12 protein-coding genes and 1 tRNA gene are annotated in these 14,636 nt (G+C 65.8%); 8 read left to right on the top strand and 5 right to left on the bottom strand.

Annotated features, from left to right (window positions below):
* Position 1 precedes the first annotated feature (1 nt).
* Positions 2-466, bottom strand: coding sequence for an Lrp/AsnC family transcriptional regulator (locus IQ25_RS17020; protein ID WP_144907468.1), 465 nt, complete (start codon positions 464-466; stop codon positions 2-4).
* A 108-nt stretch (positions 467-574) separates the two neighbouring features.
* Between IQ25_RS17020 and putA the strand changes: the two genes are divergently transcribed.
* The 3 genes from putA (at position 575) to IQ25_RS17035 (ending at position 6,604) form a co-directional block, all read left to right on the top strand.
* The gene (gene putA, locus IQ25_RS17025) at positions 575-4,018 is read left to right on the top strand and encodes a bifunctional proline dehydrogenase/L-glutamate gamma-semialdehyde dehydrogenase PutA (protein WP_144907469.1); all 3,444 of its coding nucleotides are present in this window, start codon (positions 575-577) and stop codon (positions 4,016-4,018) included.
* A 78-nt stretch (positions 4,019-4,096) separates the two neighbouring features.
* On the top strand, positions 4,097-5,002 hold the full coding sequence (locus IQ25_RS17030) for an SDR family oxidoreductase (protein ID WP_144907470.1): 906 nt from the start codon (positions 4,097-4,099) through the stop codon (positions 5,000-5,002).
* A 477-nt stretch (positions 5,003-5,479) separates the two neighbouring features.
* Complete coding sequence (locus IQ25_RS17035) at positions 5,480-6,604, top strand: AIM24 family protein (protein ID WP_246415465.1); 1,125 nt, start codon at positions 5,480-5,482, stop codon at positions 6,602-6,604.
* 503 nt (positions 6,605-7,107) lie between these two features.
* Here IQ25_RS17035 and IQ25_RS17040 read toward each other — a convergent pair.
* Together IQ25_RS17040 and IQ25_RS17045 are read right to left on the bottom strand one after the other, a co-directional pair.
* Positions 7,108-7,194, bottom strand: a tRNA-Leu gene (locus IQ25_RS17040).
* A 131-nt stretch (positions 7,195-7,325) separates the two neighbouring features.
* Positions 7,326-8,165, bottom strand: a complete 840-nt coding sequence (locus IQ25_RS17045; RefSeq protein WP_144907471.1) for an MJ0042-type zinc finger domain-containing protein — start codon at positions 8,163-8,165, stop codon at positions 7,326-7,328.
* A gap of 147 nt (positions 8,166-8,312) precedes the next feature.
* On the opposite strand from IQ25_RS17045, the gene ftsE reads away from it, so the two are divergent.
* The 5 genes from ftsE to IQ25_RS17070 are packed head-to-tail and all read left to right on the top strand — an operon-like array spanning position 8,313 to position 12,526.
* Positions 8,313-9,062: a cell division ATP-binding protein FtsE gene (ftsE, locus tag IQ25_RS17050; RefSeq protein WP_144907472.1), complete on the top strand. Its 750-nt coding sequence runs from the start codon at positions 8,313-8,315 to the stop codon at positions 9,060-9,062.
* Positions 9,059-9,994, top strand: coding sequence for a cell division protein FtsX (locus IQ25_RS17055; RefSeq protein ID WP_144907473.1), 936 nt, complete (start codon positions 9,059-9,061; stop codon positions 9,992-9,994). Before ftsE ends, IQ25_RS17055 begins: the two co-directional genes overlap by 4 nt.
* Positions 9,991-10,551 (top strand): YdcF family protein, encoded by a 561-nt coding sequence (locus tag IQ25_RS17060; RefSeq protein ID WP_144907474.1) that lies wholly within the window; start codon positions 9,991-9,993, stop codon positions 10,549-10,551. The genes IQ25_RS17055 and IQ25_RS17060 overlap by 4 nt, the downstream gene beginning before the upstream one ends.
* 2 nt (positions 10,552-10,553) lie before the next feature.
* Positions 10,554-11,246: a lysophospholipid acyltransferase family protein gene (locus tag IQ25_RS17065; RefSeq protein ID WP_246415464.1), complete on the top strand. Its 693-nt coding sequence runs from the start codon at positions 10,554-10,556 to the stop codon at positions 11,244-11,246.
* Positions 11,243-12,526, top strand: a complete 1,284-nt coding sequence (locus tag IQ25_RS17070; protein WP_144907475.1) for an NRAMP family divalent metal transporter — start codon at positions 11,243-11,245, stop codon at positions 12,524-12,526. Before IQ25_RS17065 ends, IQ25_RS17070 begins: the two co-directional genes overlap by 4 nt.
* On the opposite strand, the gene IQ25_RS17075 is transcribed toward IQ25_RS17070, so the two are convergent.
* Together IQ25_RS17075 and IQ25_RS17080 are read right to left on the bottom strand one after the other, a co-directional pair.
* On the bottom strand, positions 12,509-13,450 hold the full coding sequence (locus tag IQ25_RS17075; protein ID WP_144907476.1) for a prephenate/arogenate dehydrogenase family protein: 942 nt from the start codon (positions 13,448-13,450) through the stop codon (positions 12,509-12,511). The two genes, IQ25_RS17070 and IQ25_RS17075, sit on opposite strands and share 18 nt — an antisense overlap.
* Positions 13,447-14,547 (bottom strand): pyridoxal phosphate-dependent aminotransferase, encoded by a 1,101-nt coding sequence (locus IQ25_RS17080; protein ID WP_144907477.1) that lies wholly within the window; start codon positions 14,545-14,547, stop codon positions 13,447-13,449. Before IQ25_RS17080 ends, IQ25_RS17075 begins: the two co-directional genes overlap by 4 nt.
* Positions 14,548-14,636: the final 89 nt, after the last annotated feature.

Genomic DNA, 14,636 nt, shown 5'->3' on the forward strand with positions numbered 1-14,636 from the left:
TTCAGGCCCTGACCGACTGTTCCTTGACCGGCTCCATCACCACGAAAGTGCTGGTGTTGGAGACATGCGGCAGGGTCGAGATCTTTTCGCCGAGCACGATGCGGAAGCGGCGGATGTCTGCAGTGCGGACCTTGAGCAGATAGTCGAAGTTGCCCGCGATCATGTGCGCTTCCTCGATCTCGGGAATGGCCATCACGCCACGGTTGAAATCGGCCAGCGCCTGCTCGCGCGTATCGGACAGCTTCACTTCGGTGAAGGCAACGTGATCGAGACCGAGCCGCGCCATGTTCACCACCGCGCGAAATCCCCGGATAACCCCGTCGTCGACCAGTCGCTTCAACCGGGTCTGGCACGGCGTCTTCGACAGCCCGACCTTCTCCGCCAGTTCCGTCACCGGCATGCGCCCGTCGCGCGAAAGGATGTCGATGATCCGGCGATCGAACTGGTCAAGTTGCCTGTCTTCCATGCGTTTCAGCTTACAACAGGTGACTATTTCGCGCAATTGAAGACGATTTTCTCTAATTTGACTTAGTGATAAGTCAGAACGCCCAAGCGCTGACTGATATCATGGGCCATGAGCACGCCCCTTCCCTTCGCCCAGTTCGCTCCCCGCCTTGCCGAGCACTCGGACCTGCGCCGCGCGATCACCGCAGCCACCCGCAGGCCCGAGCGCGAGTGCATCGCCGACCTTCTCCCGCTCGCCACGCTGCCCGCGCAAGCGCGCAGCTCCGCACAGGCCCTTGCGCGCAAGCTGGTAGAAACCCTTCGCGCGAAGCCCCGCGGCAATGGCGTTGATCAATTGGTGCAGGAATATGCCCTGTCCACGCAGGAAGGCGTCGCGCTGATGTGCCTGGCCGAAGCCCTGCTACGTATCCCGGACAACGACACCCGCGACGACCTGATCCGCGACAAGATTTCAGGCGGCGACTGGCTCGCACACCTCGGCAGCGACCGCTCGCTCTTCGTCAACGCCGCCACCTGGGGTCTCGTCGTCACCGGCAAGCTCACGTCAAGCGTGGACGACACAGGCCTTGGCAGCGCGCTCACCCGGCTGATCGCCCGCGCTGGCGAGCCGGTCATCCGGCGCGGCGTCGACCTTGCCATGCGCATGATGGGCGAGCAGTTCGTGACCGGCGAAACCATTGCCGAAGCCCTCAAGCGCGCCCGCCCGCTGGAGGAACGTGGCTTCCGTAACAGCTACGACATGCTCGGCGAAGCGGCGATGACCGCAAAGGACGCCGCCCGCTACTTCGCGGACTACGAGAACGCGATCCACGCCATCGGCAAGGCCGCCGCCGGGCGGGGCATCTATGACGGCCCCGGCATTTCGATAAAGCTCTCCGCGCTCCACCCCCGCTATTCCCGCGCCCAGCAGGCGCGCGTGGTCGCCGAGCTTCTGCCCCGCGTGAAATCACTGTCTGCGCTCGCGCTACGCTATGACATCGGTCTCAATATCGATGCCGAAGAAGCAGACCGGCTCGAACTTTCGCTCGACCTGCTCGAAGCGCTCGCAACCGATCCCGAACTGGCAGGCTGGAACGGCCTCGGCTTCGTCGTCCAGGCCTATGGCAAGCGCTGCCCCTTTGTGATCGACTGGATCGTCGACCTTGCCCGCCGCTCGGGCCGCCGGATCATGGTCCGGCTGGTCAAGGGCGCATACTGGGATGCCGAGATCAAGCGCGCTCAGGTCGAGGGGCAGGCGGGCTTCCCGGTCTATACCCGCAAGGTTCACACCGACATTGCCTACATCGCCTGCGCCCGACGCCTGCTGTCCGCGCGCGATGCGGTGTTCCCGCAATTCGCCACGCACAACGCCCAGACGCTGGCCACGATCCTTTCGATGGCGGGCGAGAACTTCCGCGTCGGTGACTACGAATTCCAGTGCCTCCACGGCATGGGGGAGCCGCTCTATGATGAGGTGGTCGGCCCGGACAAGCTCGACCGGCCCTGCCGCATCTATGCCCCGGTCGGCACGCACGAAACTCTGCTCGCCTACCTCGTCCGCCGCCTGCTGGAAAACGGCGCGAACTCATCCTTTGTCAACCGCATCGCCAACCCCGACGTGCCGGTGGAAGACATCATCGCCGATCCGGTCGCCGAAGTCTCCGCAGCCGATGATCCCGGCGCGCCCCACCCGCTGATCGCCCTCCCCTCGGCTCTCTACCCTGATCGCCGCAACAGCACGGGGTTGGACCTTGCCGACGAGGCGACGCTTGAAGCCATCAGCGAACGCTTCCGCGCCGTCTCGCGCCTCGTCCGCCACGCCGCACCAACGGCAGAGCTCCCCGCCGCAGGGCCGCGCCAGGTACGCAACCCCGCCGACCATCGCGATATCGTCGGCACCGTGCGCGAAGCCCTGCCCGAAGCGGTTGCCGATGCCCACCGCCTCGCAGCCGCCTCGCGCTGGGGCGCAAGCCCGCTCGCAGCCCGCGCCGTCGTGCTCGAACGCGCGGCCGACGCGATGCAGGCACTTATGCCCGAACTCATCGCACTGATCGTGCGCGAGGCTGGCAAGTCCGTCCCCAATGCCATTGCCGAAGTGCGCGAGGCAATCGACTTCCTGCGCTATTACGCAGGGCAAGGCGCATCGCTCGCCGGATCACGCCCGCTCGGAACTGCCATCTGCATCAGCCCCTGGAACTTCCCGCTGGCGATCTTCACAGGGCAAATCGCCGCCGCGCTGATGGCGGGCAATGCCGTCCTCGCCAAGCCGGCCGAAGAGACCCCGCTGATCGCATGGGAAGCCGTGCGCATCCTCCATGAGGCAGGCGTTCCCGACGATGCCCTGATCCTCGTCCCCGGCGATGGCGCCATCGGCGCTGCCCTGATCGAAGCCCCCGGCACCAGCGCCGTCCTGTTCACCGGTTCCACCGAAGTCGGCCGCCTGATCCAGCGCCAGCTCGCCACGCGCCTTTCGCCCGATGGCCGCCCGATCCCGCTGATTGCCGAGACCGGCGGCCAGAACGCGATGATCGTCGACAGTTCGGCCCTTGCCGAGCAAGTCGTCGCCGATGTCATCGCCTCGGCCTTCGACAGCGCGGGACAGCGCTGCTCGGCCCTGCGTGTGCTCTGCCTGCAGGAAGACATTGCCGACCACGTGCTCACCATGCTGCGCGGCGCACTCGCCGAACTCTCCGTAGGTCGCACCGACGCCCTCAGTGCCGACATCGGTCCGGTAATCACCGCCGAGGCTCGCGAGGGCATCGAAGCCCACATCGCGCGTCTCGCCAGCGCAGGCTGTCCGGTCCACCGCCTGCCGCTCGGCCCCGAAGCGGCCAACGGCACTTTTGTTGCGCCAACGATCATCGAACTGTCAGACCCGGCCCTGCTCACCCGCGAAGTGTTCGGCCCGGTCCTCCACGTCATCCGCTTCGCCCGCGCGGACATGGATGCACTCGTCGATCGCATCAACGCCTGGGGCTACGGCCTGACCTTCGGCCTTCATACCCGGCTCGACGAAACCGTCGCCCGGGTGACGACGCGCGCCCATGCAGGGAACATCTACGTCAACCGCAACGTCATCGGCGCGGTGGTGGGCGTACAGCCCTTCGGCGGTCACGGCCTGTCCGGCACCGGCCCCAAGGCAGGCGGCCCGCTATACTTGCGTCGCCTCGTCGCCACTGCCCCCGCAGCGCCCGCCATCGCACTTGGCGAGCGCGAACTGGCAGGCCCGGTGGGTGAACGCAATGTCCACGCCCTGCGCCCCGTCGGCAGGGTCCTCGTCGCCGCGCAGGACGCCACGCGCCTCGCCGCCCTATCGGTGCGCGTCGCCTCCCTTGGCGGAACTCCGGTCGTCGCAGAACCGGGCTGGCAAGCCCAAGGCCCCTTCGCTCGCGCACTGGTCGATGGCGATGCGCCCTTCACCATGGCTATCCAGCAGGCCGTCGCCGCGCTCGAAGGCGCGATCGTGCCGGTGCTCTGCCCCGCCGATGGCGATGCCATGCTCGTCGGCGAAGTGTCGCTCTCGATCAACACCACGGCGGCGGGCGGCAATGCGAGCCTGATGGCCATGGCCTGATAAGTCGTTCGTTTCACTTCGCGCGGTTGCCGACAATCCTCACGATTGTTAGCCTGCCAAACGGAAGAGGAGCGACATATGACGGATTTCCGGGGCAAGACCGCATTCATTACCGGCGGCGTGAACGGCATCGGGTTCGGCATTGCCCGCGCCTTTGCGCTCGCCGGGATGGACTTGATCCTGACCTACCGCAAGGATGCTGACCGCGAGGACGCCGCCCGCTGGCTGGCCGACAATGCCCTGCCCCCTGCCCGCTTCGTCCAGCTCGACGTAACCGACCGCGCCCGCTTTGCCGAGGTCGCAGCCGAGGTTGGCAAGGTCCACGTCCTCGTCAACAATGCCGGGGTCAGCGTGTTCGGCCCGACCGACGAGGCAAGCTATGCCGATTACGACTGGATCATGGGCGTCAACTTCGGCGGCGTGGTCAACGGCCTGGTCTCGTTCCTGCCAGGCATGAAGGCCCATGGCGAAGGCGGCCACGTGGTCAACGTCGCCTCGATGGCGGCCTACGTCTCCGGCCCGCAGGCAGGGATATACACCGCCAGCAAGTTCGCCGTGCGCGGCCTGACCGAAAGCTTGCGCTACAACCTCGCCCCGCATGGCATCGGCGTCTCGCTGATGTGCCCCGGCCTCACTCGCACCAACGCCTGGACCAGCGCTCTCAAGCGGCCTGAAGGTTACGCGGATTCCGGCTTCGCCCCGGCAGACGCGGCTGAACTCGAACAGTTCGGCACCGCCTTCGAACTCGGCATGGACCCACTCGAGGTCGGGCAAAAGACCCTGCAGGGCATGATCGAGAACCGCGGCCTGATCCTCACCCACGGCGAGTTCGCCGAGGACTTCGAGGAAATCTACCGCACCTCTCTCGACGCTCTGCCCAAGGAGGACATCCCCGAAGGCCGCCTCCACATCGAACGCCTGCGCCGCGCTGCCAACAAGGCCGCGGCGGAAGGCCAGCAGATCGCGCTTTCGGATCTCACCTGACCGCACAAGAAAAACGGGGCGCCAACCTTTCGGCCAGCGCCCCGCAAGGGGTCATGCGTCTCATCCAATCACCAAACGCGGCGTAAGCGCAGCCGGTTCCGTCGCCGGAGAAAAACGGATTTCCCCAAGCGCAAGGATTGCACTTCCCTCACATCGTGCGCCGCCGCCATGCCCGCCGATCCTGCTGTCCGCCCCACGAGCCATTCGCGCTTTCACGCTGGTGCCAAACGCAGGAACAAGTCATGTTGCAATGACCATGACCCTCGCGCTCTTTGTTGTACGGCGCAGAGGCATGGCTGGACTTAGCGAGAAGCGGGGAGTATTTTGGTGAATTCTGCACCTGCCCGGTAAATTCTGTCCCCGCAATTTCCCAGAATTGAGGGTGCAGTCATTGCATTCGTATCAATCATTTTGCAACTCATCCTTGCCACAGTCTCACTGAGTAACAATCGTGGTGTATACAACAGGGTGAGCGCGATGAACGAACGACCAAGCGGATTTGGCAGACGCATTGTGCCAGCTGCAGGTCTGGCACAGGGTGCAGCGCTCCCCCCAACCGGTGGCTTTGGCATGGCGCAGCCGCGCTATGGGCACGAACGCGAAGCCGGTCTTGCCGACGACATCGATTTCCAGATTCTCGGCAATGATCTTCAGTTTGTCGAGATCGAACTTGATCCGGGCGAAAGCGTGATTGCAGAGCCAGGGGCGATGGTCTGGAAGGATTTCGACATTGAGCCATCCACCGTGCTCGATACCGATAACCGTCCGGGGCAGGGATTCGGCAGCAAGCTGCTCAATGCGGGCAAACGCATGCTCTCTGGCGAAAGTCTGTTTCTGGCAATGTTCACCAACAATGGCGTGGGCATTTCGAAACGTGCAAAGATCGCCTTCTCTTCGCCCATGCCGGGCAATATCCTCCCCCTGCGCCTTTCAGACTATGGCGGTAAGGTTATCTGCCAGCGCGAAAGCTTTCTGGCGGCAGCGCGCGGTGTCTCGGTGGGCGTCACGCTTATTCCGGGGATGCGCGGCGGGGGGCTGGCAGGCATGATACGGGGCGGGATCACCGGCATGTTCGGCGGCGAAGGCTTCATGATGCAAAAGCTCGAAGGCGATGGCTGGGCCTTCGTCCATATGGGCGGCTCGGTTATTGAACGCCAGCTTGCCGCCGGAGAGCGTATCCACGTGGATACGGGCTGTGTTGCGGCCTATACCGAAAGCGTGGACTTCCGGGTGGTCATGGCTGGTGGCGGTGTTCGCAACCGCCTGCTGGGCGGCGAAGGCTTGTTCTATGCTGCGCTTACCGGACCGGGTACGGTGTGGATACAATCTGTACCTTTCGCCCGTCTGGCGCTGAACATCATGGGGGTTGCGCAAGGCGTGGGCTATGGCGGTGAAACCAGCCTCGGGGGATTGGCTGCGGCGGGTGCGGTCGGTGTTGTGGGGGCAGTCGGACTGGCGGGCGCTGCGGCAGGTTTTGCCGGCGGAGCGATGACCGGGCAAGCAGCAGGTGGCCTCGACGATGTTGGCATGGCGGCTGCAGACGTGCTTGATGCCGACAAAGGCATACTGGGCACATTGGGCGGCTGGCTATCAGGCGACTGATCGTCGCGCAGGTCGTGCGCAACACACCATTGTGTTGATACAAAGGAAGTCTGCCAGAGGGCCGACTTTGAAATCACGGTGCCAGAAATTACGAAATTACGGTGACAGGTACAAAAATCCCCAATTACTGACGTCCGCTCGCTCAGGTGTGGAGATATGGTCCTGGTGCGTCATGCCCAGCCACGTGCACATCGTGGCCGTGCCGTCCTATGAAGACGGCCTGCGCCGCACGTTCCGCTATGTCCACCGCCATACACCGGATAAATCAACGCCCGCCTGCGCGTGACCGGCCATCTCTGGCAGGGACGGATCAGTTCTGTCGCCATGGATGAGACGTATTTCGTCGCGGCACTGCGCTATATCGCCTTCAACCCTGTCCGCGCCCGCCTTGTGCCCCGATGCGAGGACTGGTCCTGGTCGAGCACCCATGCGCTGATTGCCGGTCGGGATGGCCATGTGGCCACGGGTGCCCGAAGGCAAGGATCACACTGTTCGGATGATGATGGTGCGGTCGAGAAGACTCGAACTTCCACGGGCTTTCGCCCACAACGACCTCAACGTTGCGCGTCTACCAATTCCGCCACGACCGCAAAATCAAACGGGGTGCCCGACCTGTGATCGGCGCCCCGTGGTGGGGTAGGAGCGCGCCCCTAGCAAAGGAGTCTGGCGGGCGCAACAAGCTTCGCGCAATTTTTCGCGCAAGCGCGCAAACCGGCAGGGATCAGTCGGGCTTCCAACCGATTTCCGCGAACTTGGCGGACTGCGGCACGTCGGTGACCGCCGCGTTGATCGTCACGCTTTCACCGGGGGCAAGTTCTTCCTGCGGCGGCGGAACGTCCCAGGTCTTCACCACCTTGTCGCCCGAATCGCGCAGCACGATCAAGATTTCCGGAAGTGCGCGGACTTCCTTGCCGGTGTTGGTCACCGTGCCGCTCACGCCGAAGTACTTGGTACCGTTTGGCAGCTGTCTGCGGTCCTGCTTTTCCGGCGGGAACGACAGTTCGAGATCCGGGCGTTCGGCGCCGAAGGCCTGTCCGGTTCCCGGCAGCCATTGCGGCAGGCCGAAGTAATACGCCGCACCCCCTAGCGCCGCCACGGTCAACGCAAAGGCCACCGCCGCGATCGTCCACAACTTGGCCGGATTGCGCCGCGGTCTGAAAGGCGGCTGGTGATCGAAGGGCGACTGGTCGTCCTCGACGGGAGCTGCCCCATACGTCCGCCGCGCAGGATGCGGCAGAGGCGGCGGTGTCGGCGGCTCGGCTTCGCGCGGAGCACTCGCTGCGCCGAACGGAAGATCGGGCTCGCTCGCTGCCGCAGGTGCTGGGGATGGCGCAGGCGCCGCAGCAGGTGCAGGCGGTGGTGGTGCAGCAACGACTGCAGCATCGCCCGCAGTCACAACCCCTTCCGCCACGGCAGTCCCCTCGAGGCGTTCGGGCAGCTCAGGGCCGTTCTGGAACCACGAATGGCGGCACCGCGCGCAACGCACGGTCCTGCCGTCCACGCCGATCGCGGTGTCGGGAACGACATAGCGCGTCGAGCAGGCTGGGCACGCAATGATCATTCAGCGGGTTAAGCATGGTCGGACAGCAAGAAACAATAGCAACACCCGAGACAAAACGCGTCCACGGCCTTTTTTCCACATGGATTGCCGCGTATAGCCCTTCAGGCGTAACGACGGCGCAGAACAAACGGGTACAGTCTCCACCTCATGAGCCAGCCAGACGACGCGGAGATTGTCCATTTCGACAACGTCGGCCTGCGCTATGGCACGGGCAAGGAAGTGCTGACCGACGTCAGCTTCACTTTGTATTCCGGGCGCTTCTATTTCCTCACCGGCGCATCGGGCGCAGGCAAGACGAGCATGCTCAAGCTGCTCTACCTCGCCCAGCGCCCCTCGCGCGGGCTGATCCGCATGTTCGGGACCGATGCGATCACCCTGCCCCGCGAACGCCTGCCCGGCTTCCGCCGCCGCCTCGGCGTGGTATTTCAGGACTTCCGTCTCGTTCCCCACCTCTCGGCGTTCGACAACGTCGCGCTGCCCTTGCGCGTGGCCGGCGTGCCAGAGCGTGACATCGTCAAGCCGGTCACCGACATGCTCGAATGGGTTGGCCTCGGCGATCGCAGTCACGCCCGTCCCGCCACGCTTTCGGGTGGCGAACAGCAGCGCGTCGCCATTGCCCGCGCGGTGATCGGCCGCCCTGACATGCTTGTGGCCGACGAGCCGACCGGCAACGTCGATCCTGAAATGGCAGTCAAGCTGCTGCGCCTGTTCGAGGCGCTGAACCGCCTCGGTACCACCGTCGTCGTCGCCACCCACGATGTTCACCTGATCCAGAAGGTGCCCGAATCGCTTATCATGCGGCTCGACAAGGGCCGCCTGTCCGATCCCACGGGCGCGCTGCGCTATCCGCCGCGTCGCATGGCCAGCCCGCCCCGTCCGGACGTGCTTGGCGCATGAGCATCCTGCCCGCCATCAACAATGCCTTGGGCGCAGACTGGCGCGAACGGACCAGCGCCGAAAGCCGCCTGCTGCCCCAGGGCAAGCTTTCCGGCCCGATGCCTTGGGTCATCGCGATCATGATCGGGTTGACCGTCGTCGCTACCGCCAGCGGCCTTGCCCTGCGCAACACCGCCCGCGCCGCCCGCGCCGATGTGGCAGGCGGCGTCACCGTCCAGATCGTCCACGGCGCCCCGCGTGAGCGGGACCGCCAGGCCAATGCCGCGCTCGCCGCGTTGAAGTCTGCCCCCGGCGTCGCCGAAGCACGCCTCGTCCCCCAGAAGGAGCTCGACGCTCTGGTAGAGCCGTGGCTAGGCACCACCGCCGGAGACGATGTCAACGCGCTCCCAGTTCCGGCCCTGATCGACGTGCGCCTGTCCGGCAGCGCCGACGCCAACCGCCTCGGCGCGCTGCGCCAAGCGTTGCGCGGGAAGGCGCCGGCGGCGCGGATCGATGCGCAGGCCAGTTGGCTCGCCCCGGTGTTCGAGGCGGTTCACGCCCTGCAGTGGCTCGCAGGCGGCCTGATCGCGCTGCTTGCCTTCGCCACCATCGCCACCGTGCTACTCGCCTCGCGCAATGCACTGGGCAACCACCGCGGCACGATCGAGATCGTCCACATGCTCGGCGGGACCGACGCGCAGATCGCGCGGATATTCCAGCGCTCGATGGCGGTTGATGCGGCGGCTGGCGGCATCGGCGGGCTGCTGCTCGGCGTCGTCGTCACCAGCCTGCTCGGACGGCAGTTCGCCGCGCTCGGCTCGGGCATGATGGCCGCAGGGGGCCTCGCATGGAGCGACTGGCTGGCGATCTGCTGCATTCCCGTGGGCGGTGTCCTGCTTGCGGTGCTGACCGCGCGCCTCACCGTCCTCAGCGCCTTGAGGCGCATGCTATGACCAGCCGTGGCATCTTTCGCCGGCTATTCTCGCTGCTCGTCATCGCATGGGCACTGGGCTTCATCTGGTTCGCGGTGTTCCTGCCCCGTCCGGTGGTGGAACCCGTGCGGACCGACGGCGTCGTTGCGCTCACCGGCGGCGGCGGCCGTATCCCCCATGCACTGAGCGTGATCGAGAAGGGCCGCGCGCGCCGCCTGCTCGTCTCGGGCGTGGATCGCGAGGTCCGCCCGCGTGAGTTCGCCGTGGAATACAAAGTGCCCGAACGGCTGATGACCTGCTGCGTCGTGCTCGGCTATGACGCGGTCGATACCCGCAGCAACGCGGTCGAGACGACGCGCTGGGTCAAGGAGTACAAGCTCCGCTCGGTCCGCCTGGTGACGACCGACTGGCACATGCGCCGCGCCGCCTTCGATCTTGCCGCAGAAGCGCCCAGCAGCCTGATCATCGTCGAGGACGCGGTGCCCTCAAAGCCCAGCTTCCGCATCCTGTTCATCGAATACAACAAGCTCGTCGCCCGGGTGGTTGCCTGGGGCGTGGCGAGTCTGATCGGCTGGTAATCTTGCGCAATCTGCTTTCCATTCCCCGCAGCCTCCTGTTCTACCCGACGTTCTACATCGGATCGGTGCCCTACGTGCTTGCCGCGCTAGTACTCATGCACCGGGCGCAGGGCCCGTTCCGTGCGGTCGTGCGCGGCTGGAGTGCATGGCATCGCACCTGCTGCCGCTGGCTCCTTGGCATCCGGGTGGAACTGCAGGACCCGGTGTTCAAGCCCGGCGTGCTCTATGCCGTGCGCCATGAATCCTTCTTCGAAGCGATAGACATGCCGCGCCTGTTCCGCGTGCCGGTCGTCTTCGCCAAGGCCGAACTGCTGCGCATTCCCGGCTGGGGCAAGGCCGGCGAAAGCTTCGGCCTGATCGGGGTCGAGCGCGAGGCCGGTGCAAAGGCCCTGCGCAAGATGCTCAGCGAAGCCCGTCGCCGTGTTGCCGAGGATCGCCCGCTGATCATCTTCCCCGAAGGCACCCGCGTCCCCCACGGCCAGCGCCGCGATCTGCAGGCGGGTTTTGCCGGGATCTACAAGCTGCTCGGCCTGCCGGTCATCCCCGTCGCGGTTGACAGCGGCCCGCTCTATCACCGCACGTGGAAGCTATCGGGCACCATCCGCTACCGCTTCGCCGAGGAAATTCCGCCGGGCCTCCCGCGCGAGGAGATCGAAGCCCGCGTCGAAGCCGCCATAAACGCGCTCAACGCATGACCCGTCCGGTCACAGGCACTTCCGTTCAGAGCGCGGACGAAAAGCGCTCGATGATGGAAGTGCTCGGCCCCGGTCTCGTCACCGGCGCGGCTGACGACGATCCCTCCGGCATCGGCACCTACAGCCAGGTCGGCGCGCAGTTTGGCTATTCGCTGGCCTGGTCGATGATCCTGGCCCTGCCGCTGCTCGTCTCGATCCAGGCGATCTGCGCGAGGATCGGCGCGACGACCGGGCGCGGCATCGCACACAACCTGCGCCGCCACTATCACCCCGCGCTCCTGCGCACGATGGTCCTGCTCCTGCTCGTCGCCAACGTGATCAATCTGGGTGCAGACCTCGGCGCGATGGGCGCGGTGCTTGCCCTGCTGATCCCCGGCCCGGAGCACCTGTTCGTGCTGCTGTTCGGCGTGGCGAGCGTGCTGGCCGAAGTGCTCGTCAGCTACGAGCGCTACGCCCGCATCCTCAAATGGACCACGCTCTCGCTGTTCTCCTATATTGCCGTCGTCCTTGTCGCCGATGTCGACTGGCGCGCGGCACTGCACGGCCTGACCGTGCCCACGTTCGCGCTCGACCGCGATCACACGATGGCTCTGGTTGCCATCTTCGGCACCACGATCAGTCCGTACCTGTTCTTCTGGCAGGCAGGCCAGGAAGTGGAGGAGCGCCACCGCCGCCACACCAAGCCGCTGTGCATCACCCCGCGCGAGGCAGGACCCGAATTGCGCCGCATTCGCAACGACACGCTCACCGGCATGGGCTTTTCCAACATCACAGCCCTGTCCATCGTCTTGGCGACAGCGGCCACGCTCCACGCAAATGGCATGACCGGCGTGCAGTCGGCCGAGCAGGCCGCATCGGCCCTGCGCCCCATCGCAGGCGAGTTCGCCTTCGCCCTCTTCGCGCTTGGCATCATCGGCACCGGCCTGCTTGCCGTGCCGGTCCTTGCAGGCTCTGCCGCCTATGCGGTCAGTGAAACCTTCCGCTGGACCGAGGGCCTCGACCGCCGCCCGCGCGAGGCCAAGGCCTTCTACGGCGCCATCGCACTGGCAACGCTCGGCGGCGTGGCGCTCAACTTCATCCACATCGATCCGATGCGCGCGCTCTACTGGTCAGCCGTGGTCAACGGGTTGCTCGCCCCGCCGCTGATGGTCGTGACGATGATGATCGCGCGCAACCCGCGTATCATGGGCCGCCTCGTCATCCCCCGCCGCCTCGCCATCGGCGGCTGGCTCTCCACCGCCGTGATGTGGGCCGTGGCGCTTCTATTCCTCTTCGGCTGACTTGGTGCCGTTGTGGTCCGACCGCCCAAAGTCGGGCCGAGCATCGTCCTGGCCCATCTCGATGATGCCGCGGCGGATTGCGCGGGTGCGGGTGAAGTGGTCGAACAGGACCTCGCCATCGCCCTTGCGGATCGCCTTCTGCAACTCCGTCAGGTCCTCGGTGAAGCGCTGCAGCATCTCCAGCACCGCTTCCTTGTTCGAAAGGAACACGTCGCGCCACATCGTCGGATCGGAAGCGGCGATGCGGGTGAAGTCGCGGAAGCCGCCCGCCGAATACTTGATCACCTCGCTCTGGGTCACCTGCTCGAGGTCCGATGCGGTGCCGACGATGGTATAGGCGATCAGGTGGGGCAGGTGGCTGGTCACGGCCAGCACCTTGTCATGGTGGTCCGCGTCCATCGTCTCGACCCGCGCGCCCAGCGCTTCCCAGAACGCCAGAAGCCGCGCGGTCAGAGCCGGGTCGGCATCGACGGGCGGCGTGATGATGCACCAGCGGTTGCGGAACAGCGTCGCAAAGCCTGCATCCGGCCCGCTGCGCTCGGTACCCGCCACGGGGTGCGCGGGAATGATGTGATGGCCCGGCAGCGCCTCGGCCAGCGCAGCAGCCACGGTCTCCTTGGACGAACCAACGTCGCTGACCAACGCACCCATCGAAAGCCCCGGCGCAATCGCCCGTGCCGCTGCGCCCATCGCCCCCACCGGCACGCAGAACACGACGAGATCCGAGCCCTCGGCTGCCTGCGCTGCCTCATCGGCAATCCGGTGCGCCAGCCCCAGCGCCCGCGCCTGCTCGCGCACAGCGGGATCGGCGTCGTAGCCAACCACAGTCACGCCCGGCAGGAACGCCTGCACCGCATGGCCGATCGACCCACCGAGCAGACCGAGGCCGACGATGGTAACTTGCGCGAACGGAGCCTCGCTCACTTCGTGCCCTCGCACATCGCGCGGATGGCTTCGGCAATCTCGTCCATCTGCTGCGTCGTGCCGATAGTGATGCGCAGGCCCTGCGGCAGGCCCTGCCCCGGCAGCCAGCGCGTGATGTAACCGTGGTCCATCAGGCCAAGGTACACCTGCTCTGCCGTGACCTTGCCCTCGAACAGGATCAGCACGAAATTCGCCTTGCTCGGCAGCGGTCGCACGCCATGGTTGCCCAGTGCCTCCAGCTTCCCGACGAACCGCGCCCGCTCGGCCGCATTGTGGCGGCGCGAGGCTTCGACGAAGGCCCGGTCCTTCACCGCCGCCAGCCCCGTCGCCTGCCCGCTCAGCGAAACGTTGAACGGCCCGCGAATGCGGTTGAGCATGTCGACAATCGCAGGGTGCCCCGTCCCCCAGCCGATGCGTTCCCCGGCAAGCCCGTAAATCTTCGAAAAGGTCCGCGTGACCAGCACGTTCTGTGCGGTTGCGGCCAGTTCCAGCGCACCATCGTCGTCCGCCGGATCGAGATACTCCGCATAGGCGCCATCGAGTACCAGCAGCACGTCGGGCCGCAGCCCCGCATGCAGTCGCAACACTTCCTCGCGCGGCAGCCAGCTACCGGTCGGGTTGTTGGGATTGGCAAGGAACACCACCCGCGTCTTCTCGGTCACGCAGGCCAGCAGCGCATCGACATCGGTGCCGTAATCGGCATCGGGTGCCACCACCGGCACCGCGCCGCACCGCCGCGCCGCGATGTCATAGACCGAAAAGCCGTAGCGCACGTAGAGCACCTCGTCCCCCGGCCCGGCATAGGCCTGCGCCGCAAGGTTGAGCAGCTCGTCCGAGCCCGTCCCCATCACGATCCGCGCAGCGTCGATCCCGTGCACTTCGCCAATCGCGGCACGCAGCTCTTGGCTGTCAGGGTCCGGATAGACCGCCGGATGGCCCGCAACCCCACGTGCCTCGAGCGCCGCCACACTGCACCCCAGCGGGTTCTCGTTGGCGGAAAGCTTGGTCAGCTTCTGCCCGTCCTTGCCGGTCGACTTTCCGGGGACATAGGCGTGAATGCCGAGGATCCAGTCCTTGGGTGTGGGAGCGTTTGCCATGCCCCGCGCCTTAGTGTTTGCGCGTCTTTCCGGCAAGCGAACCGCCGGATGCAAACAAAAAAAGGGCCGGAAGCGGGCTAGCGCTTCCG

Source organism: Novosphingobium taihuense (assembly GCF_007830315.1).
GTDB lineage: Bacteria > Pseudomonadota > Alphaproteobacteria > Sphingomonadales > Sphingomonadaceae > Novosphingobium > Novosphingobium taihuense.